15 protein-coding genes and 1 pseudogene are annotated in these 19,723 nt (G+C 75.7%); 11 read left to right on the plus strand and 5 right to left on the minus strand.

Annotated elements, in window-relative coordinates; translation table 11 throughout:
• Positions 1–2 precede the first annotated feature (2 nt).
• Positions 3–1,319, minus strand: coding sequence for a glutamyl-tRNA reductase (locus JL106_RS08615; protein WP_205260286.1), 1,317 nt, complete (start codon positions 1,317–1,319; stop codon positions 3–5).
• Positions 1,320–1,581: 262 nt separating this feature from the next.
• On the opposite strand from JL106_RS08615, the gene hemE reads away from it, so the two are divergent.
• The 10 genes and pseudogenes from hemE to JL106_RS08660 all read left to right on the plus strand — a co-directional run bounded on the left by hemE (position 1,582) and on the right by JL106_RS08660 (position 12,871).
• A complete protein-coding gene (hemE, locus tag JL106_RS08620; protein ID WP_205260287.1) occupies positions 1,582–2,721 on the plus strand; it encodes a uroporphyrinogen decarboxylase in 1,140 nt (379 codons plus the stop codon).
• Entirely contained in the window at positions 2,718–4,196 is a 1,479-nt protein-coding gene (gene hemG, locus JL106_RS08625; RefSeq protein WP_205260288.1) for a protoporphyrinogen oxidase, read from the plus strand. The genes hemE and hemG overlap by 4 nt, the downstream gene beginning before the upstream one ends.
• 210 nt (positions 4,197–4,406) lie before the next feature.
• A complete protein-coding gene (hemQ, locus tag JL106_RS08630; RefSeq protein ID WP_205260289.1) occupies positions 4,407–5,168 on the plus strand; it encodes a hydrogen peroxide-dependent heme synthase in 762 nt (253 codons plus the stop codon).
• On the plus strand, positions 5,165–6,427 hold the full coding sequence (locus JL106_RS08635; protein WP_205260290.1) for a ferrochelatase: 1,263 nt from the start codon (positions 5,165–5,167) through the stop codon (positions 6,425–6,427). Before hemQ ends, JL106_RS08635 begins: the two co-directional genes overlap by 4 nt.
• Complete coding sequence (gene hemC / locus JL106_RS08640; protein ID WP_328841815.1) at positions 6,424–7,422, plus strand: hydroxymethylbilane synthase; 999 nt, start codon at positions 6,424–6,426, stop codon at positions 7,420–7,422. Before JL106_RS08635 ends, hemC begins: the two co-directional genes overlap by 4 nt.
• A 56-nt stretch (positions 7,423–7,478) precedes the next feature.
• Positions 7,479–8,174 (plus strand): annotated as a pseudogene (locus tag JL106_RS22480) (uroporphyrinogen-III synthase); the annotation flags it as partial.
• A gap of 186 nt (positions 8,175–8,360) precedes the next feature.
• Positions 8,361–9,359 (plus strand): porphobilinogen synthase, encoded by a 999-nt coding sequence (gene hemB / locus JL106_RS22485; RefSeq protein ID WP_407940130.1) that lies wholly within the window; start codon positions 8,361–8,363, stop codon positions 9,357–9,359.
• Between the two features lie 353 nt (positions 9,360–9,712).
• On the plus strand, positions 9,713–11,023 hold the full coding sequence (gene hemL, locus JL106_RS08650; protein WP_205260451.1) for a glutamate-1-semialdehyde 2,1-aminomutase: 1,311 nt from the start codon (positions 9,713–9,715) through the stop codon (positions 11,021–11,023).
• A 147-nt stretch (positions 11,024–11,170) separates the two neighbouring features.
• Positions 11,171–11,833, plus strand: coding sequence for a nitroreductase family protein (locus JL106_RS08655; RefSeq protein ID WP_205260292.1), 663 nt, complete (start codon positions 11,171–11,173; stop codon positions 11,831–11,833).
• Positions 11,834–11,947: 114 nt separating this feature from the next.
• On the plus strand, positions 11,948–12,871 hold the full coding sequence (locus JL106_RS08660; RefSeq protein ID WP_205260293.1) for a hypothetical protein: 924 nt from the start codon (positions 11,948–11,950) through the stop codon (positions 12,869–12,871).
• Between the two features lie 27 nt (positions 12,872–12,898).
• On the opposite strand, the gene JL106_RS08665 is transcribed toward JL106_RS08660, so the two are convergent.
• On the minus strand, positions 12,899–13,867 hold the full coding sequence (locus JL106_RS08665) for an NAD-dependent epimerase/dehydratase family protein (protein ID WP_205260294.1): 969 nt from the start codon (positions 13,865–13,867) through the stop codon (positions 12,899–12,901).
• Between the two features lie 169 nt (positions 13,868–14,036).
• Here JL106_RS08665 and JL106_RS08670 point away from each other — a divergent pair, with 169 nt between their 5' ends.
• Entirely contained in the window at positions 14,037–14,816 is a 780-nt protein-coding gene (locus JL106_RS08670) for a TetR/AcrR family transcriptional regulator (RefSeq protein ID WP_205260295.1), read from the plus strand.
• 66 nt (positions 14,817–14,882) lie between these two features.
• Here the strand turns inward: JL106_RS08670 and JL106_RS08675 are convergent, their stop codons facing one another.
• From JL106_RS08675 to JL106_RS08685, 3 genes are all read right to left on the minus strand, one after another.
• The gene (locus JL106_RS08675) at positions 14,883–17,339 is read right to left on the minus strand and encodes a ComEC/Rec2 family competence protein (protein ID WP_205260296.1); all 2,457 of its coding nucleotides are present in this window, start codon (positions 17,337–17,339) and stop codon (positions 14,883–14,885) included.
• Positions 17,336–18,433: a ComEA family DNA-binding protein gene (locus JL106_RS08680; RefSeq protein ID WP_205260297.1), complete on the minus strand. Its 1,098-nt coding sequence runs from the start codon at positions 18,431–18,433 to the stop codon at positions 17,336–17,338. The genes JL106_RS08675 and JL106_RS08680 overlap by 4 nt, the downstream gene beginning before the upstream one ends.
• Positions 18,434–18,587: 154 nt before the next feature.
• A complete protein-coding gene (locus tag JL106_RS08685) occupies positions 18,588–19,694 on the minus strand; it encodes an S-(hydroxymethyl)mycothiol dehydrogenase (RefSeq protein WP_205260298.1) in 1,107 nt (368 codons plus the stop codon).
• Between the last annotated feature and the right edge of the window lie 29 nt (positions 19,695–19,723).

Raw genomic sequence — 19,723 nt, forward strand, 5'->3', positions numbered from 1 at the left:
GGTCAGCGGGCGGCGTGCGGATCGCTGCCGTCGAGGCTGACCTCGATGCCGAACAGCGTGTGCAGCGCCTGCACGTAGCCGGCACCGTCCCCGGTGCGGGCCAGCTCGCGGGCGCGCAGGGTCGGCGTGTGCAGCAGCGTCTGGGTGATCCGGTGCATCGACAGCTCGACGTCGGCGGCCACGTCGTCGTCGTACTTGGCCCGCAGCCGGTCCATCTCCTTGCGGACGGTGCGGGTCACGTGCTGCCGCAGCGCCACCACGGCCGGATCCAGCTGGCGCATGACCAGCTGCTCCTCGAACGCGGCGACCGCGGCGATGACGATGTCCTGCGCCGCCATCACCTCGACGGCCGGGGCGCCGGCGACGGTCCGGTCGGACACCGAGTTCAGGTCGACGACGAACACCCCGGGGACCTCGCGGGCCGGCCGGCCGACGTCCGGACGCAGGGCCAGATCGACGACCGGCAGGTCACGGTCCCGGCGTGCGGTGGCCGCCGCCATGACGTCGGCGTTCAGGCTCTCGGTGGCGCCGCCACTGCAGGTGACGACCAGGTCGACCTTGGCCAGCACGTCGACCAGGTCCGCGTGACCGACCGGGGCGGCGGCGTGCCGGACGGCGAACGACTCGGCCCGCCCGGACGGCGAGTGCACCGACAGGTCGATCTGGCCGCGCCGGCGCAGCTCGGCGGCGACCACCCGGGCGTACGCACCGGTGCCGACGATCAGGGCGCTGGCCGGGGCGCCGAAGCGGTCGGCGGCGATGTCGAGGGCGACGGAGGCCACCGAGCGACCGGCCGCACCCAGCGAGGTGCTGGAGGTGACCTGCTTGGCCGTACGGGCCGAGGCCTGGAACAGCGCGTTCAGCGTGGGGGTGGTGGTCCCGGCCAGCTGGGCCTGCCGGAACGCGCGGGTGGCCTGGCCGGCGATCTCGGCCTCGCCGACCACCATCGAGTCCAGCCCACTGACCACGGTGAACAGGTGGGCGGCCACCGGGGCGCCCACGCGGACCTTGAGCAGGGAGCCGACCTCCTCCGCCTCGACCCCGCACGCGGCGGCCACGGCGGCGGTGACCGCGTCGATGGCGTCGTGGAAGCGGTTCGCGTCGAGGTAGATCTCCACCCGGTTGCAGGTGGACAGCAGCACGAAGCCGCGGACGGCTGGCGCGTGGTCGTCGAGCACGGGAGCGGTGCCGGACTCGGAGGGAGCGTCTGAGCGGACCATGTCGACCAGATCGCGGTGCAACCGGTCGACACCGACGGTCAGCCGCTCGAGATGCGTCAGCTCCAGGTCGTGGTGGCTGGCACCGAGAACCATGAGCATGACATGGATGTTACGGACGGCGACGCTCCGAATTCCACGAAGGCGACCCTTACCCGCGCGCCGTCCGATCGTCCCGCCCGGCCGCCGGATCACCGCGTTGAGCTGCGACGACGCCCCGAGACCGGCCGGCCGTGGCGATCATGACGGACCGGGACGCGATCTGCATCACCCGGGCGCGCCCGGCCCGGCCCATCCCGGAACCGACCGGCTCCTCACCCGTTCGGCAGGTCGGCTCGGCCGGCTCTGCCACCATGGACCCACCATGAGCGAGCGCAGCACGACCGACACCGACCTTGATCCGAACGCCGACCCCGCCCCCGCTCCGGCGGACGGCCGGTCGGTCCTGGCACTCCCGGCCGATCACCCGTTGCGGGACGGACGGACGTCGGGCAGCCCGCTGGTGGCCGCCTTCACCGGTGGCGCCCCGACCCGCCGCCCGGTGTGGTTCATGCGGCAGGCCGGGCGGTCGCTGCCGGAGTACCGGGCCGCCCGCGCCGGCGTGGGCATGCTGGAGTCCTGTCTGCGGCCGGAGCTCGCCGCGGAGATCACCCTGCAGCCGGTGCGCCGGCACGACGTGGACGCCGCCGTGCTGTTCAGCGACATCGTGGTGCCGCTGAAGCTGGCCGGGGTCGACGTCGACATCGTCGCCGGGGTCGGCCCGGTCATGGGGAGCCCGGTGCGCACCGCTGCCGACGTGGCGGCGCTGCCCGAACTGGACCCGGCCGCGCTGGCCCCCGTCGCCGCGGCGGCCGCCCTCACGGTGGCCGAACTGGGCGGCGTGCCGCTGGTCGGGTTCGCCGGGGCACCGTTCACCCTGGCCTCCTACCTGGTCGAAGGGGGCCCCAGCCGGGAGCACCTGCACACCCGGGCGCTCATGCACGCCGACCCGGACACCTGGCACCGGCTCGCCGCCTGGACCGCGCAGGTCACGGGGGCGTTCCTGCAGGCCCAGGTGCAGGCCGGCGCGTCCGCCGTCCAGCTGTTCGACTCCTGGGCGGGCGCGTTGTCCCTGCCCGACTACGAGCGCTTCGTGCGACCCCACTCCGCCGCGGTGCTGGCCGCGATCGGCCGAACCGGCGTGCCGCGCGTGCACTTCGGGGTGAACACCGGCGAACTGCTGGTGGCCATGCGGGACGCCGGCGCCGACGTCATCGGCGTCGACCACCGGGTGCCGCTCGACGTGGCCAGCGCCCGCCTCGGCCACCGGACGCCGGTGCAGGGCAACATCGATCCGGCCCTGCTGTTCGCGGGCGACACCGCGCTGCACGAGCACACCCGGGACGTGCTGCGGCGCGGGCGCTCGGCGCCGGGTCACGTGGTCAACCTCGGGCACGGCGTGCCGCCGGAGACCGATCCCGAGGTGCTGACCCGGCTGGTCGCCTTCGTGCACGACCAGCCGTGACCGACCCGACCGCCGCGCCTCGCCCCGTCGACGTGCCCGTGGACGTGCCCGTGGCCGTGGACGTGGCCGTGGTCGGCGGCGGCATCTCCGGGTTGCTGAGCGGTTGGGACCTGGCCCGGGCCGGCTTGCGCGTGGTGGTGCTGGAACGCTCCGATCACCCGGGCGGCGCGGTGTCCTCCCACGTGCTGGCCGGCCTGACCCTGGACGCCGGGGCCGACTCGTTCGCCACCGCCCGACCGGCGGTCCGCGAGCTGATCGACGAGCTCGGCATGGGCGACCGGGTCGTCTCCCCCGATCCGCGGGGCGCGTGGGTGCAGCACACCGCCGGCCCGGCCCCGCTGCCCCGGGCCGGACTGCTCGGCATCCCCGGCCGGCCGTGGGCGGCCGACGTCCGCCGCGCGGTCGGCTGGGTCGGGGCCGCACGGGCGACGCTGGACCGGGTGCTGCCGGCGTCGGTCGGCACGTCCGACCACACCCCGACGGTGGGTTCGCTGGTCCGGGCCCGGATGGGTCGCCGGGTGCTGGACCGCCTGGTCGGTCCGGTGGCCGGGGGCGTCTACGCCGCGGACCCGGACGTGCTCGAGGTCCGCACCGTCGCGCCGACCCTGCTCGAGCAGGTTCGGTCGACGGGCTCGCTGGCCGCGGCCGTCCGCGAGGTCCGCGGCGTCCGACCCGGTGCGGTCAAGGCCGGCTCGGCGGCCGACGGCCTGACCGGCGGGATGCACACCCTGGCCACCGGCCTGGCCGCGGCGGCCGGTGCGGCCGGGGTCGAGATCCGCTGCGATGTCGACGTGCTCGGCCTGACACCGTCCGATGCCGGCGGGTGGCGGGTGCGCCTGCAGCCCGGCGGGACGCTGGACGTGCGGGCGGTGGTGCTGGCCGCGCCGGGTCCGGTGACCGCCGGCCTGGTGCAGGCGCTCGCCACCGACGGAGCCCTGCCGCGGGAGGCCGTCGACGCGGTCCGCACACCGAGCAGCGAGGTGCTGCTCGCCTCGCTCGTCATCCGTTCCGCGGCGCTGGACGGCGCGCCGCGCGGCACCGGCGTGCTGGTCGCCGAGGGGGTCCGCACCGTGCGGGCCAAGGCGCTGACCCACGCGACGGCCAAGTGGCGGTGGCTGGCCGAGGCGGCCGGCCCGGGTCGGCACGTGCTGCGCCTGTCCTACGGCCGCACCGCCGACGGTTCGGACCTCCCGGACGAGGCCGATCTGCCGGAGATCGCCCGCCGCGACGCCGAGGTGCTGCTCGGCGTCCCGTTGCCGGCCGCGGACGTCGAGGCGACGGACGTGATCCGATGGACCTCGGCGCTGCCCACTCCCGTCCCCGGGCACCGGGCGGCCGTCGCCGCCCTGCGGGAACGGCTCGCCGACCGGGACGTGGCCGTGGTGGGCGCCTTCGCCGGTGGGACCGGGCTGGCCGCCGTGGTGGCCGACACCCGCACCGCGGCCGCCGCGCTGGCCGTCCGCCTGCAGCCCTGACGCACGTCCGCCGACACGGGCGGTGACCGCAGGGCTCGATCAGGAGCACCCACGTGGCGCGCGGCACACCCATCGGACACACCTCGGTGGCCCGGACTGTCGAGCGGGAGAGACACAATGGAGACCGGGGTCCACCACCCCGGACGCTCCGGGGCGCGCGCGGCCGCCCCGGACGAGCTTCCGTGGCCGCGCGACGAGAGGACCTCGGCGATGAGCTCGGCGACCGGCACCCCTGACCAGGCTCCCAACGGCGACGCCGCGGGCCACACCTACGGCGCCGCCGCGTCCGGCCCGAGCGCCGAGGAGATCAACGCGGGCATCCGGTACACCGGGTTCGCCGTGTACGCCCGGGCCACCGAGCTGGACGCCCCGGCCGACAAGGCGACCGCCGAACTGGCCGAGCTCACCGCGCAGCTGGCCGAGCAGGACGTCGTCGTGCGCGGGTACTACGACGTCTCGGCCCTGCGCGCCGACAGCGACGTGATGATCTGGTGGCACGGCCCGACCGCCGAGTCCCTGCAGATGGCCGGCCGGGGGTTCCGCCGGACCGCGGTGGGTCGCACGCTGCGGCCGTTCTGGTCGGCCTTCGGCCTGCACCGCCCGGCGGAGTTCAACCGCGGGCACGTGCCCGCCTTCCTGGCCGGGCTGGAGGCCCGGCAGTGGGCCACCGTCTACCCGTTCGTCCGGTCGTACGAGTGGTACCTGCTGCCCGACGAGGAGCGGCGCCAGATGCTCGCCGAGCATGGCCGGATGGGCCGCGAGTACCCGCAGGTGCTGGGCAACACCGTCGCGGCGTTCGCGCTGGGCGACTACGAGTGGCTGCTGGCCCTGGAGTCCGACGAGCTGCACGACACCGTGGACCTGATGCGGCACCTGCGGGCCTCCGGCGCGCGCCGCCACGTCCGCGAAGAGGTCCCGTTCTTCTCCGGTCGGCGGATCGACGAGGCAGGCGTGGTCGAGGTCGTGCAGTGACGTCCGGGCAGGCCGCCGCGGCGGCGACCGACACGGCCGGCGATGGTCACCGGCCCGTCGACCTCGGGTACGACGCCGTGCTGCTGGCCGGGTTCGGCGGTCCGGAGGGCCCCGACGACGTGATGCCGTTCCTGCGCAACGTCACTCGCGGGCGGGGCATCCCGGACGAGCGCCTGGTCGAGGTCTCGCACCACTACCGGGCCCTCGGTGGCGTCTCCCCGATCAACGAGCAGAACCGCCGGCTGCGCCGTGCCCTCGAGCAGGAACTGCAGCGGCGCGGCGTCGAGCTGCCGGTGCTCTGGGGCAACCGCAACTGGGCGCCGTACCTGCCGGACGTGCTCACCGACGCGGCAGCCGCCGGTCACCGGCGGCTGCTCGGACTGGCCACGTCGGCGTACTCCAGCTACTCGTCCTGCCGGCAGTACCGCGAGGACTTCGGGATGGCGCTGGCCAGCACCGGTCTCGTCGGCCGGGTCGGCATCGACAAGATCCGGCCGTACTACGACCAGCCGGGGTTCCTGGCCCCGTTCGTCGACGGCACCGCAGCCGCGCTGCGGGACGCGCTGAGCGAGGGCCTGACCCCCGCGGACGTCGAGATCGTCTTCACCACCCACTCCATCCCGGACGCGATGGCCGACGTCTCGGGTTCGGCCACCCTGGGCGACCACCGACCCGGCGGCGCCTACGTGACGCAGCATCTGGCCGCGGCCGAGTCCGTCATCGGTCAGGTCACCGCCGAGCTGGCCGATCTCGGTGGCACCTCGCTGTCCTGGCAGCTGGCCTACCAGTCGCGGTCCGGGCCGCCGAGCCAGCCGTGGCTCGAGCCGGACATCAACGACGTCCTGACCAGCGTGCACGGCGCCGGGCGGCGCGGGGTCGTGGTCGTCCCGATCGGCTTCGTCTCCGACCACGTCGAGGTCGTGTGGGACCTGGACCACGAGGCGGCCGAGACGGCCGAGGAGCTCGGGTTGTTCTTCCGCCGGGTGACCACCCCGGGCACCGATCCCCGGTTCCTGGCTGCGCTCGCCGACCTGGTCCAGGAGCGGCTGACCGGAGACCCGCAGCCGGCCGGGGTCCGGTCCACCGGGCTGCCGCTGCCCGCCCGTCCCGACTTCTGCGCCCCGGAGTGCTGTGTCAACCTGCGCGCGGTGAGACCGACGACCGCCGCGGTGGACTCGGCCGCGGACTGGCCCCGGACCGAGTTCCCCGGCTGCGACGTCGATCCCGCGCGGCTGGCCGCCTCCGGGATCGGAACGTGACCGTGTCCCAGGCTCCCGACGCCGGGGGGCCACTGCTGGTCGGCACCCGCGGGAGTGCCCTGGCGCTGGCCCAGTCCGGCCAGGTGGCGGCCGCGCTGGCCGCCACCGCCGGGCGCGGCCACGAGCTGGTGCGGATCCGCACCGAGGGTGACGTCAACCTGGGTCCGCTGGCCAGCATCGGCGGCACCGGGGTGTTCGTCACCGCGGTCCGCGACGCGCTGGCCGCCGGGTCGGTGGACGTGGTGGTGCACTCGCTCAAGGATCTGCCCACCGCACCGGCCCCCGGACTCACGCTGGGAGCGGTCCCGACCCGGGAGGACCCACGCGACGCGGTGTGCGCGCGCAACGGCTGGACCCTGGCCACCCTGCCGCGCGGCGCCTCGGTCGGCACCGGGTCGCCACGGCGGGCCGCCCAGCTGCTGCGGCACCGTCCCGACCTGCAGATCCACGCCATCCGGGGCAACGTCGACACCCGGCTCGGCCACGTCGGCGACGGTCGACTGGACGCGGTGGTGCTGGCCGCCGCCGGTCTGGCCCGGCTGGGGCGGTCCGCCGCGGTCACCGACCTGCTCGACCCGGAGGTCATGCTGCCGGCCCCGGCCCAGGGCGCGCTGGCCGTCGAGGCCCGCACCGACGCGGTGACGGGTGGGTCGCCCTCCTGGTACGCCACGGCACTGGCCACGGTCGACTGCGGGGACACGCGCGCCGCCGCGGTCGCCGAACGCTCCCTGCTGGCCGCGCTGGAGGCGGGCTGCACCGCACCGGTCGGTGCGTACGCGACGGTCCAGCCGGCGCCCGGATCGGACACGCCGGAGCTGGTGCTCACCGGGACGGCCATCGCGCTCGACGGCAGCCGCGAGTTCCGCGGCACCGTTCGCGGTCCGATGGACCGGGCGGCCGCCCTCGGCCGGGACCTGGCCGCCCGACTGCTCGACGACGGCGCCGCGGTGGTGCTGGCTCCCCCTCCGGACTCGGGTCCGGCGGGCCGGCCGTGACCGACCCGGCCGGCCGCGGCCGGTCGGGTCCCGGCCGGCCGCTCGCCGGGTGGCGGGTGCTGGTCACCCGACCGGCCGACCGGGCCACCGGCCTGGTCGCCCTGCTCGAGGCGGCCGGCGCCACCACCGAGGTCGTCCCGTTGATCGGGATCGAGCCGCCCGACGACCCGGCCCCGCTGGACCGGGCCGCCGCGCAGGTGCAGGCCGGCCGGTTCGACTGGATCGGTCTCACCTCGGTGCACGCCGTCGCCGCCCTGGTCGCGGCGCTGGACCGGGCCGGCGGCCGAACGGTGCCGGCCACCCGGATCGCGGTGGTCGGCGCCGGCACGGCCGCCGCCGCCCGGGCCGCGGGACTCCGCGTCGACGTGATGCCCGACCGCGGCGGGTCGGCGGCCGAACTGGCCGCCTGCTGGCCGGCCGAGCCGGGTCGGACCGTGCTGCTGCCGCGCTCCGACCAGGCCGCGCCGACCCTCCCGGATGCGTTGCGCAGCAAGGGGTTCATCGTGACCGAGGTGCTCGCCTACCGGACCGTCGGCCGACCGGTCCCACCGAGGACGGTCCGCGCCCTGCGGACCGGGCGGGTCGGGGCGGTGCTGCTGGCGTCACCCAGCGCGGCCCAGGCGCTGGCCGCTGCGGTGGTCCCGGGCGGCGGGGCCGACGAGCTGGTCGTCGGGACGATCGGCAGCCCCACCCGGGCCGCTGCCGAGGCCGCCGGCCTGACCGTCACCTTCACCGCCGCTGCACCGTCCGACGCGGCACTGGTGGCTGGGCTGTGCGCGGCCGTCCGGGACCTGGCCCCCCGACCGGTGCGAGGGTCCTCGGTCGCGGGGACCACACTGGAGCCCGCGGCCCGCCGCCGCCCACCGGCCCTGGACCAGGACAGCGCCGGTCCGCCCGTGATCCACCCGACCGCACGGACGCGTCAGGAAGCCGAACCCATGCCCTATCCCACCGAACGCCCCCGCCGACTCCGCCGCACCCCGGCCATCCGCCGGCTGGTCGCCGAGACCCGACTGCACCCGCGCGATCTGGTCCTGCCGATGTTCGTGAAGGAGTCGCTCACCGAGCCGGTGCCGCTGCAGTCGATGCCGGGCGTCCTGCAGCACACCCGCGAGTCCCTCCGGCGGGCCGCGGTCGAGGCCGTGGAGGCCGGCATCGGCGGGCTCATGCTCTTCGGCATCCCCACGCACCGGGACGCGGTGGGCAGCGCGGCCACCGATCCGGACGGCATCCTCAACGTGGCCATGGCCGACCTGCGCGCCGAGGTGGGCGCCGAGACCGTGCTCATGGCCGACCTGTGCCTGGACGAGTTCACCGACCACGGGCACTGCGGCGTGCTCACCGCCTCGGGTGCCGTGGACAACGACGCCACCCTGGTCCGCTACCAGGACATGGGTCTGGCGCTCAGCGCAGCCGGGGCTGACCTGGTGGGCACCTCCGGGATGATGGACGGCCAGGTGGCCGCGGTGCGCTCCGCGCTGGACGGGGCCGGTGCGCTCGACACCGGCATCTTCGCCTACGGGGCCAAGTACGCCTCGGCGTTCTACGGCCCGTTCCGCGAGGCGGTCGACTCGGCCCTGCAGGGCGACCGCCGCACGTACCAGCAGCAGCCCGGCAACCGTCGCGAGGCGGCCCGCGAGGTGGCCCTGGACATCGCCGAGGGCGCCGACCTGATCATGGTCAAGCCGGCCATGAGCTACCTGGACGTGCTGGCGGACGTGGCCCGCGACCCGGCGGTGACCGTGCCGGTGGCGGCGTACCAGATCTCCGGCGAGTACGCGATGATCGAAGCGGCCGCCGCCAACGGCTGGATCGACCGGGACCGCGCCGTCATGGAGTCGCTGGTGTCGATCAAACGGGCCGGCGCGCAGATCGTGCTCACCTACTGGGCCGTCTCCGTGGCCCGGCGGCTGACCGCCGGGGAGGACCTGGGATGAGCCCCGCCGACGAACCCACCACCGACAGGAGCCCCGAACTGGACGCCATGGGACCCGACTCGTCCACCGATCCGTCCGGGAGCGACACCGGGCTGGGCGATCTCGTGGACGATGCCACGGCGGGCGAGGACCTCGCCGCGGGCGCGGGCGACGTCCCGCCGCCCGCCGACGATCTGGCGGCCGGCGGCGACGACCGGATCGAGCCCGTCGACGATCTCGCCGCCGGGGCCGATGCCGGTGCCGAGGACGCGGTGGACGACACCGACGCCCACGTGGCGCCGGCCTCCAGCGCTCCGGTGGAGGACACCCCACTCGACCCGCAGGACGTCCCGGAGGCGGCCGTCGCCGCCGAGATGGCCGACGCCCCGGCCAGTCAGGCGTTGTTCGACCGGGCGCTGGCCGTCATCCCGGGCGGGGTCAACTCGCCGGTGCGGGCGTTCCGCTCGGTGGGCGGCACGCCCCGGTTCATGGTCTCCGGCACCGGCCCGCGGATCACCGATGCCGACGGCCGCGAGTACGTCGACCTGGTCGGCTCCTGGGGTCCGATGATCCTGGGCCACGCCCACCCGGACGTCCGGGCGGCCGTGGACACTGCCGTGTCCCGCGGACTCTCGTTCGGCACCCCGGGTGAGGGCGAGGTCGCGCTGGCCGAGGAGATCGTCCGCCGGGTCGACCCGGTGGAGCGGGTCCGGCTGGTGTCCTCCGGCACCGAGGCGACCATGTCGGCCATGCGACTGGCCCGCGGCTTCACCGGCCGGTCCAAGGTGGTCAAGTTCGCCGGCTGCTACCACGGCCACGTCGACGCGCTGCTGGCCTCGGCCGGATCGGGCATCGCCACCTTCGCGCTGCCCGACTCGGCCGGCGTCACCGCGGCCACCACCGCGGAGGTGATCGTGCTGCCCTACAACGATCTCGACGCGGTGCGTGCGGCGTTCGCCGCCCACCCGGGCGAGATCGCCGCGGTCATCACCGAGGCCGCCGCGGCCAACATGGGCGTGGTGCCGCCGCTGCCCGGCTTCAACGCCGGCCTGGCCGAGATCACCCACGCCGACGGCGCGCTGCTCATCACCGACGAGGTGATGACCGGGTTCCGGGCGAGCCGGGCGGGCATGTGGGGACTGGACGGCGCGCAGGAAGGCTGGCGTCCCGACCTGATGACATTCGGCAAGGTGATCGGCGGCGGACTGCCCGTGGGGGCGTTCGGCGGCCGGGCCGACATCATGGCCCACCTGGCTCCCGAGGGGCCCGTCTACCAGGCCGGCACGCTGTCCGGGAACCCGATCGCCACCGCAGCCGGCCTGGCCACGCTGCGCGGCTGCACCGACGAGATCTACGCCCACCTGGACGCCACGGCCCGCACGGTGGGCGAGCTGGTCGCCGCGGCCCTCACCCAGGCCGGAGTGCCGAACCGGTTGCAGCGGGCCGGGACCCTGTTCTCGGTGTTCTTCACCGACGCGGCGGTCACCGACTACGACCTGGCCCGCACCCAGTCCACCGCAGCCTTCGCCGCGTTCTTCCACAGCATGCTGCGGGACGGGGTGTACCTACCGCCGTCCGCGTTCGAGGCCTGGTTCGTCTCGGCCGCGCACGACGACGCCGCGCTGGAGCGGATCGAGGCTGCGCTGCCGGCCGCCGCCCGGGCCGCCGCGGCGGTCCTGGGCTGAGTCACCGCCGGAGCTCGGACGGGTCGGTCCCGGGTCGACCTCCGGCCGGGCGCCGGTCCCGGCCGTCAGGTGACCGGCCGGTGACCGCCAGATGACCGCCGGGACGGCCGCACCGGCCGCCAGGTGGCGAGCCGTAATGTCCCGTCGATGGGAACTCCCTTCGACGAGGCAGCCGGTGCTCCCTTCGACCTGGCCGTCACCGACCGTCTCCTGTCCACCACCCGAGCGGTGCGCAAGCGCCTCGATCTGGATCGTCCCGTCGAGGAGTCGGTGATCCTGGAGTGCCTGCAGTTGGCCACCCAGGCGCCGACGGCCAGCAACAACCAGGGCTGGCGCTTCGTGGTGGTGCTGGATCCCGAGCAGCGCAAGGCACTCTCGGCGATCTTCCGCAAGGGTGGCGCCTTCTACAAGGAGATGCCGCAGCCGGACGACCCGCAGGACCGTCGGGTCCGCGCGTCGGCCGAGTACCTCATCGACATCATCGACCAGGTGCCCGCCCTGGTCATCCCCTGTCACGAGGGCCGGCCCACCGACGCCAAGTCGGCGGCCATCTACTACGCCTCGATCCACCCGGCGATCTGGAGCTTCCAGCTGGCCCTGCGCTCCCGCGGTCTGGGCTCGGCCTGGACCACCTTCACGCTCGCGCTGGAGGAGGAGGTCGGTGAGCTGCTCGGCATCCCGAACACGGTGACCCAGGCGGCGCTGCTGCCGGTGGCGTACACGGTCGGGACCGACTTCAAGCCGGCCAAGCGGCGGGACGTCCGGGAGATCACCTTCATCGACCACTGGGGCGCCACCCCGACCGACTGACGTCCCGTCGACGGGGTTGCCGGCTGCCCCGGCGACCATGATGACGCCGTGCGTCCTGGTGTCGCGGCCCGGTGTCGCGGGCCCGCTGTCGGTGTCGTGCGCCACGATGAGGGCATGTCTGCACCGACTCCGGCCCGATCCACCCGACGGTCCCGCGCCCAGCCCGAACTGCCCTTGGACGTCGACGCCGCCCGCGCGGCGGTCGAGGCGGGCAAGTCCGTGCGAGTGCGGCTGGCGCCGTCGGCGGCGTTCCCGGCCGACACCGTCGGCCGGGTGCGGTCGGTCGGGGATCCGGCGGTCGACGGACCGGAGTTCGTCGCCGTGGAGGTGACGGTGAACGGCAGCAAGGACGTGCTGCCGTTCGCGCCGGCCGACCTGCGGCCGGCGGTCCGGGGACGCGCGGGCGCTCCGGCCCCGGACGAGCTCCCGTCCGCGCGACGGGGGCGCAGTGCGGATCCCGCGGCCACCCGGAGCGCCTCCAGGCCCAGCGCGCCGACCGCCGGGACCGCCGCGCCGACTCCCCCGCGGCAGCCCGGCCCCGTGCCGTCCACACCGGCAACCGCACCGGCAGCTGCGCGGCCGACGGCACCGCCCGGACCGCCGTCCGCACCGGCCCCGTCGGCCGCCCGCACCGGGACGTCGTCCGGCGCAGCCGGATCCGGGGCCGGCGGGTCGGCCGCGGCGGCGGGGCCGGACGGTCCCACCGGCGGCACCCGCACGCCCGCGCGTCGTGCCGCGCGGTCCGGGCACCGACCCACCCCCGTGCGGATCACCGTGGCCACCGATCCGGACGACGCCACCCGGTGGACGGTGGACGCCACCATCGGCCCCCGCCGGGTCATCCGCACCGAACCGGCCGTGCCGGCCCGGGTGTGGGAACTGGTCACCGCGCTCGGCCATCCGGCACTGTCGGAGGCCGTCGCCGCGGTGCTGGACGAACACCGCCGGGCCACTCAGGCCCGGGCCGCTGCCCTGGAGGCCGAACTCCAGGCGGTCCGCGCCGAGCTCGACCAGCTCCCCCGCCCGGACGAGCGCTGAGCGGGACCCGACGGCGCACTCGGCGGATCAGTGGCGCTCGCGCGTCCAGGCGTCCGTGACCCCGGCGGTGCGGGCGCAGACCCGCTCCCACGGCGTCGGGGCCAGATCGAGCTCCCGCTGCGCCAGCGAGGAGTCCAGGACGTACCCCCGGGTGCGTTGGTACCGCAGCTCGCGCACCTCCCGCATCATCGGGTTGATCCGTCCGATCGCCGCGACGATCGGGTCCGGGACGGAACGGATCCGTCCCGGCGGCCGGCCGGCGGCGGCCAGCACGTCCGTGACGGCCTGCCGCAGGGTGCGCGGCTCGTTGGTCGGCACGTGCCAGATCCGGCCCCAGGTGTCCGGGCGGTCGGCCACCGCGGCCAGGGTGCGCGCGACGTCTAGCACGTCGGTCCACGAGTGCGGCAGGTCCGCCGAGTCGACGGCCCAGCCGGTCCGCCCACGCAGCAGCGCGGGCAGCAGCCGCGTCACGTGCCCGTTGGGCCCGACACCGGGGCCGACGTAGTCCGACCCGCGCACCTCGACCGCCCGCAGCCGGCCGGCCCGGTGCGCCTGCGCCAGGTCCGCCCACATCCGCGCCCGCAGCCGGCCCTTGTGGTCGGTCGCCGCGTCGGGCATGCCCTCGACCATCGGGCGGTCGACCGGGCCGTACGGATACAGGTTGCCGGTCACCGCCAGCACCGTGCCCGTGCGCTCGGCGGCCGTCATCAGCGCCGCGTGCACCGGCGGCCACAGCCGTTCCCACTGCGGATAGGCAGCCGGGTTGATGCAGTTGTAGAACGCGGTGGCGCCGTCGACCAGCCGGGTGAGCGCCTCCGCGTCGGATGCGTCGAGCGCCACCGCCGTGATCGATCCGCCAGCCGGAGCGGCCGTCGGCATCGGCACCGCCGTCGCCCGCCGAGTCGCGACCTGGACCTCGTGGCCGCGCGCGGCGAGCACCTGGGCCAGGTGGGTGCCCACCGGCCCGGCGCCGAGGACGACGTGTCGATCGGTCATGTCCTTCGCTCCTCCTGATCAACGAGAGCACCGCTCTCGATCCGCCTCCACTGTGGCCCGATCCGTCCGGCCCGTCAAGAGCAGTGCTCTCGCATCGGAGCAGAGACCCGGGATGCGATCGACGCCCGCGACGGTTGTCACCGCTCCGGCCGGCAGGCAGGCTGAGGGCATGACCGCTGCGTCCGCCGCTCCTGGGCCCGCCCGCTCGGCACGGGAGCGCGCCCGGGCCGAGATCACGGCCGAGATCCTGGCGTCCGCGCGCGCACAGCTCGCCGAGGTCGGCCCGGCCGCGCTGTCGCTCCGGGCCGTCGCCCGGGACATCGGCATGGTGTCGTCGGCGGTGTACCGCTACTACCCGAGCCGGGACGATCTGCTCACCGACCTGCTGGTCACCGCCTTCGACGAGCTCGGACAGGCTGCGGAGGACGCCGCCCACCGCGCCCGGGCCCGGCCAGTGGCCGCGCGCTGGCTGGCCACCGGCCGCGCCGTCCGGGCGTGGGCGCTGGCCCATCCGCACGAGTGGGCGCTGCTGTACGGGTCGCCGGTCCCCGGCTACCGGGCGCCCCGGACGACCGTCGGGCCGGCGACGCGGGTGATCGCGGTCCTGGTCCGGATGGCCAGGGGCGGCGCGCTCGACGCGACCCCGGCGTGGGTGGACCGCCGGACGGTGCGGGCGGTGGCCTCGGCCCGCGAGCACGCCCGGAACTGGCGACCCGACGGAGGAACGACCGGCTCATCGTCCGACCGACCGGAGTCAACGACGGCGGAGCCGGCCGACGACGGATCGCACGAGACCGCTGTGACGGTGCGGGTGATGGCGGCGTGGGCCACCCTGTTCGGCACCATCTCCTTCGAGCTGTTCGGGCACCTGGTGGGATCCATCGACGACCTGGACCAGTACTTCGACGCGGTCTGCCGGATGACCGCGTCGGACCTCGGGCTGACCTGACCCCGTCACCAGCGCCGTCCCTCGGACGGCACCCGTTCGCGGTCGATCGGATCGGCCACGCCGTGGTCATGGCGTCCTCGCCGTGGCGCCTCGCACCGCCGTGACCAGGCTCCCGCCGCGCAGTCCGACGGCCACGTCGCCGTCCAGATCGGTGCGCAGCACCGCCCTGGCCCCGGCCCGGTGCACGGCGGCGAGCATGTCGGGATCGGGATGGCCGTAGTCGTTGTCGCGACCGACGCCGATGAGCACCACCGGCGCGGCGACGGCGCGGACGAAGGTCGGCAGCAGGTTGCCGGAGCCGTGGTGCGGCGCCTTGAGCACGTCCGCGGTGAGGTCCACGCCCGCGTCGAGCAGCGCCTGCTGCGCCTCCCGTTCGATGTCGCCGGTCAGCAGGACCCGCAGCCCGTCCACCGTGGCCGTCAGCACCACCGACTCGTTGTTCACCGCGCCCTCCGATCCGCCCCAGCTCCCGCGCGGCCCCAGCACCTCCAGGACGACACCGCCGGTCCACCAGCGGGTCCCGGTGGGCAGTGGCACCACCGGGACGCCGGCCGCGTCGGCGTCGTGCAGCACCGCCTGCCACGCGCCGGCCGGCTCCCGGCCCGGACCGACCCCGACGGCGCCCACCGTGCGGCCGTCCAGCACACCGGGCAGTCCGTCGACGTGGTCGGCGTGCAGGTGGGTCAGCACCACCAGCGGCACCACGGTGATCCCGAACCGGTCCAGGCACGCGTCCATCAGATGGGGGTCGGGACCGGTGTCGACCACGACCGCGGCGTCCGGCGCCTCGGTCCGCAGCAGGATCGCGTCGCCCTGGCCGACCTCGCACAGCGCCACCCGCCACGACGGCAGCGGCCACCCGGGCGACATCCACTGCGCGGGCAGCAGGACGACCACGGCGCCGAGCCCGGTGGCCGCCACCAGCGCCCGCACCCGTCGGGCCCGCAGCACCAGCAGGCCGACCCCGGTGCTCCCCACCAGCAGGACGATCCCGGCCGGCGTCGCCGGCCACGGCAGGTGGGCCAGGGGCCAGCGGGCCAGGGTCCGGGCCACCCAGGCGGTCCACTCCAGCAGGGGCGCACAGGCCGTCGCGAACACCGACGCTGCGTCGGGCCACCACGGTGCGGTGACCGCACAGCCGACGCCCGCCAGCAGGGCGACCGCGGTCACCGGGGCGACCAACAGGTTGGCCAGCACGCCGACCAGCGACACCCCTCCACCGATCCCGGCGATCAACGGCATCGTGGCCAGTTGCGCCGCCACCGGCACCACGACCAGCGCGGCCCATCCGGGCGGCCAGCCGCGCCGCTGCAGCGCGTGCGTCCACGGCGGAACGAGCAGGACGAGCGCCGCCGTGGCCGCCACCGACAGGGAGAACGCGACCGACACCGCGAACCGGGGCTCGAGGAGCAGCAGCACCGTCACCGCCGCGAGCAGCGCCGGCACTCCGGCCCGCTCCCGTCCGGACAGCAGCGCCAGCAGGGTGACCAGGCCCATGGCGAACGCCCGCACCACCGACGGTTCCGGGCCGACGACGACCACCATGGCCGCCATCACCGTGCCCGCGCCCACCGCCGCCACGCGCAGCCCGACCGGGCGGAGCAACAGCAGGACCGCCCCGCCGACCAGGGTGAAGTGGGATCCGGACACGGCCAGCAGGTGCGCCAGTCCGGTGACCCGGGCGTCCTGCAGCAGGGCTTCGTCGATCCCCGCGGTGTCGCCCACCACCAGCCCCGGCAACAGGCCCCGGGCGTCGGGCGACAGGGCCGCCGCCTGGTCGACGACGCCGGCCCGCACCGTGCCGGCGATGCTCGACCACACCGGCGCGTCGCCGAGCACCACCGGGGCGCTGCGCGATCGCAGCACCAGCCCGTCCAGCCCGGCCCAGGTCTCGACGGTCACGGTGCCGCTCACCCGCAGCCGCTCCCCGGGCTGCACGTCGCCGAGCCGCGGTGCGCTGCCGGACAACTCGACCGAGGCGTGCGAACTCCACCGTCGCCCGTCCACCGTCACCTCCGCGGCCCGGGCCGGCACCAGCCAGCGCACCTCCGATCCGCCGGTCGGGCTCGCCTCCTCGCCCTCGGTGGCGAACGCCGCCCGGCGCTCCGGCCAACCGCTCACCTGCACCACGGCCGACACCCAGCGACCATCGACGCCCGCCCGCGTCATCGGATCGGCGGCCTCGGCCGCCAGCCGCGCCGCCGCGGCCAGTCCGGCAGCCAGTGCACAGGCGGCCAGCACGGTGAGCACCCGGACGACCACCCGTCGGCGTCCCACGGCCTCGGCAGCCGTCCCACCGGTCCGGCGACGGGCGCGCAGGCAGGTCGCCAGGACCACCAGCGTGACGAGACCTGCCGCCAGCAACGAGGTCCCGCGCACCAGCACGGCGGCCAGGCTCCCCGACCACACCCCGGCTGCGGCGCCCAGCAACCGGAGATCGACCGGTGGCCGCGGGCGTTCGTCGTCCTGCAGCCCGCCGCCGGGCGGGGCCGGATCGACACCACCGGTCCCCCGGCGGGTCACGTGCGCACCAGCGGGGCCAGCGTCGCGTACCGCGCCGGGCCGATGCCTGGCACCTCCTGCAGCTGGTCGACCGAGGTGAACGGTCCGTTGGTCTCGCGGAAGGCGAGGATGTTGCCGGCCATCACCGGCCCGACGCCGGGCAGCGCCTCCAGAGCGGCCTGGTCGGCGGCATTGAGATCCAGCACCGCCGCACCGTCCGGCGTGCCCGGCCCGGCGGGAGCACCGCCCGGCACCGGTCCGCCGGCCGGACCCGCCACGTCACCGGCGCCGGCCACCGCACCCACCACCACGGAGCTCTCGTCGGTGAGCCGGGCGGCCAGGTTCAGTCCGGTGAGATCAGCACCATCCGCCGGGCCGCCCGCCGCGGCGATCGCATCCGCCACCCGGGCGCCGGCGGGCAGGGTGACGACGCCCGGACTGCGGACCAGGCCGGTGACCGACACCAGGATCGGCTGGTCGGCCGAGGTGGACGGAGCCGGACCGTCCGGCGATGCGGCTGCGGCTGCGGCTGCGGCTGCGGCTGCGGCTGCCGCATCGGCGGTCCCGGGAGCTCCGTCGACCGGCGCCGGGACCGCGGCCGCGATCGGCTCGAGGCCCGGCACCGGCAACTCGGTGGGTCGCTGCCACCAGACCCCCACCGCAGCGACGACCGCCGCCACGGCGGCCACCGCCACCAGCAGGCGGGAGCCCCGCCGACCGGGGTCGACCCGCGCACCCCGCAACGGCTCCGGCACCCACTGTTCGACCAGCCGCCGACGCCAGCGCGCCGTGCGCAACCGGATCCGGCGCACCGGCAGCTCGCCGGGTGGCGCGTCGGCCGGCGAGTCGGACGACGACCCGGGCAGCGGGTCGGCCGGCCCGCTCGATCCGCGCGGCGGGGAAGGGTGTCCGCTGTCGTCGGGCTCCGGAGCCAGGGCCGGTCCGGCGCGGTGGGGTCGGCCGGGTCGGAGGGCGTCGAACGCGTGCCCGCCTGACAGGGGTGCGCCCGCTGCGGCCCCGGAGCCGGCACCCCGCACCGGCATCCGCCCGGCCGGCCGGACGGGCGCGTCGGGGGTCCAGCCGGCCGGCGACGGAGCGCTGCGGTCGACGGGCACTCCGGCAGTGTCGAGGCCTGTGCATCGCCGGGTGCGGTCGCCGGCCGCGGCTGTGGACAGCTCCGGGCATGGGGACAACTGCCCGGATCCGTCCTGCCGCTGCGCCCACCCGGTGGTCCCGCCCGGATCGATCCGGAGGTGACCGGCCGGGGTGTCACTGCGGGTCGAGCACCACCACGGACCGCAGCACGTCGCCGCCGTGCATCTTCTCGAACGCCTCGTTGATGTCGTCGATCCCGATCCGCTCGGTGACGAACTTCTCGAGCGGCAACCGGCCCTGCAGGAACAGGTCGATCAGCACCGGGAAGTCGCGGGTCGGCAGGCAGTCGCCGTACCAGGACGACTTGAGCGCCCCGCCCCGGCTGAAGATCTCCTGCAGCGGGATCTCCAGCTGCATCGACGGTGTCGGCACGCCGACCAGCACCACGGTGCCGGCCAGATCGCGCAGGAAGAAGGCCTGCTTCCACGTCTCCGGGCGGCCGACCGCGTCGATGGCGACGTCCACCCCGAACCCGTCGGTCAGCGCCTGCACCTCGGCGATCACGTCCTCGTCACTGCGGCCGCCACCGGCCAGCACCGTGTGCGTGGCGCCGAACTCCTTGGCCCAGTCCAGCTTCCGCTGGTCGGTGTCGATGGCCACGATGGTGTGCGCACCGACCAGCGCGGCCCCGGCGATGGCCGCGTCCCCCACGCCCCCGCAGCCGATGACCGCGACCGAGTCGTTCCGGGTGACGCCACCGGTGTTCAGGGCGGCGCCGATGCCGGCCATCACCCCGCAGCCGAGCAGTCCGGCCACATCGGCGGGCGCGGCCGGGTCCACCGTGGTGCACTGTCCGGCGGCGACCAGCGTCTTGTCGGCGAAGGCACCGATGCCCAGGGCCGCGGACAGCTCGGTGCCGTCGGTCAGGGTCATCTTCTGGGTGGCGTTGTGCGTGGCGAAGCAGTACTGCGGCCGCCCCCGCTTGCACGCCCGGCACTCGCCGCAGACCGCGCGCCAGTTGAGGATCACGAAGTCGCCCGGCGCCAGGTCGGTGACGTCCGGACCGACCGACTCGACCACGCCGGCGGCCTCGTGGCCGAGCAGGTACGGGTAGTCCTGGCCGATGCCGCCCTGCTGGTAGTGCAGGTCGGTGTGGCACACGCCGCACGCCTTGATCGCCACCACGGCCTCCCCGGGCCCCGGATCGGGCACGACGATCGTGGTCACCTCGACGGGCGCGTCCTGGCTGCGGGCGATGACGCCCCGGACTTCCTGCGGCATGGCCTGTCTCCTCGCTGTCCAGCGGCCGG

It is taken from the genome of Nakamurella leprariae (assembly GCF_016918035.1).
In the GTDB taxonomy this organism is placed as follows: domain Bacteria; phylum Actinomycetota; class Actinomycetes; order Mycobacteriales; family Nakamurellaceae; genus Nakamurella; species Nakamurella leprariae.

What these genes read in the sequence shown, in the direction of transcription:
- hemE (WP_205260287.1), top strand. Translation starts at nt 1,582, where the DNA reads ATGAGCGAGCGCAGCACGACCGACACCGACCTTGATCCGAACGCCGAC.
- JL106_RS08665 (WP_205260294.1), bottom strand. Translation starts at nt 13,867, where the DNA reads ATGACCGATCGACACGTCGTCCTCGGCGCCGGGCCGGTGGGCACCCAC.
- JL106_RS08615 (WP_205260286.1), bottom strand. Translation starts at nt 1,319, where the DNA reads ATGCTCATGGTTCTCGGTGCCAGCCACCACGACCTGGAGCTGACGCAT.
- hemL (WP_205260451.1), top strand. Translation starts at nt 9,713, where the DNA reads ATGGCCGACGCCCCGGCCAGTCAGGCGTTGTTCGACCGGGCGCTGGCC.
- JL106_RS08670 (WP_205260295.1), top strand. Translation starts at nt 14,037, where the DNA reads ATGACCGCTGCGTCCGCCGCTCCTGGGCCCGCCCGCTCGGCACGGGAG.
- JL106_RS08655 (WP_205260292.1), top strand. Translation starts at nt 11,171, where the DNA reads ATGGGAACTCCCTTCGACGAGGCAGCCGGTGCTCCCTTCGACCTGGCC.
- hemQ (WP_205260289.1), top strand. Translation starts at nt 4,407, where the DNA reads ATGAGCTCGGCGACCGGCACCCCTGACCAGGCTCCCAACGGCGACGCC.
- hemB (WP_407940130.1), top strand. Translation starts at nt 8,361, where the DNA reads ATGCCCTATCCCACCGAACGCCCCCGCCGACTCCGCCGCACCCCGGCC.
- JL106_RS08660 (WP_205260293.1), top strand. Translation starts at nt 11,948, where the DNA reads ATGTCTGCACCGACTCCGGCCCGATCCACCCGACGGTCCCGCGCCCAG.
- JL106_RS08685 (WP_205260298.1), bottom strand. Translation starts at nt 19,694, where the DNA reads ATGCCGCAGGAAGTCCGGGGCGTCATCGCCCGCAGCCAGGACGCGCCC.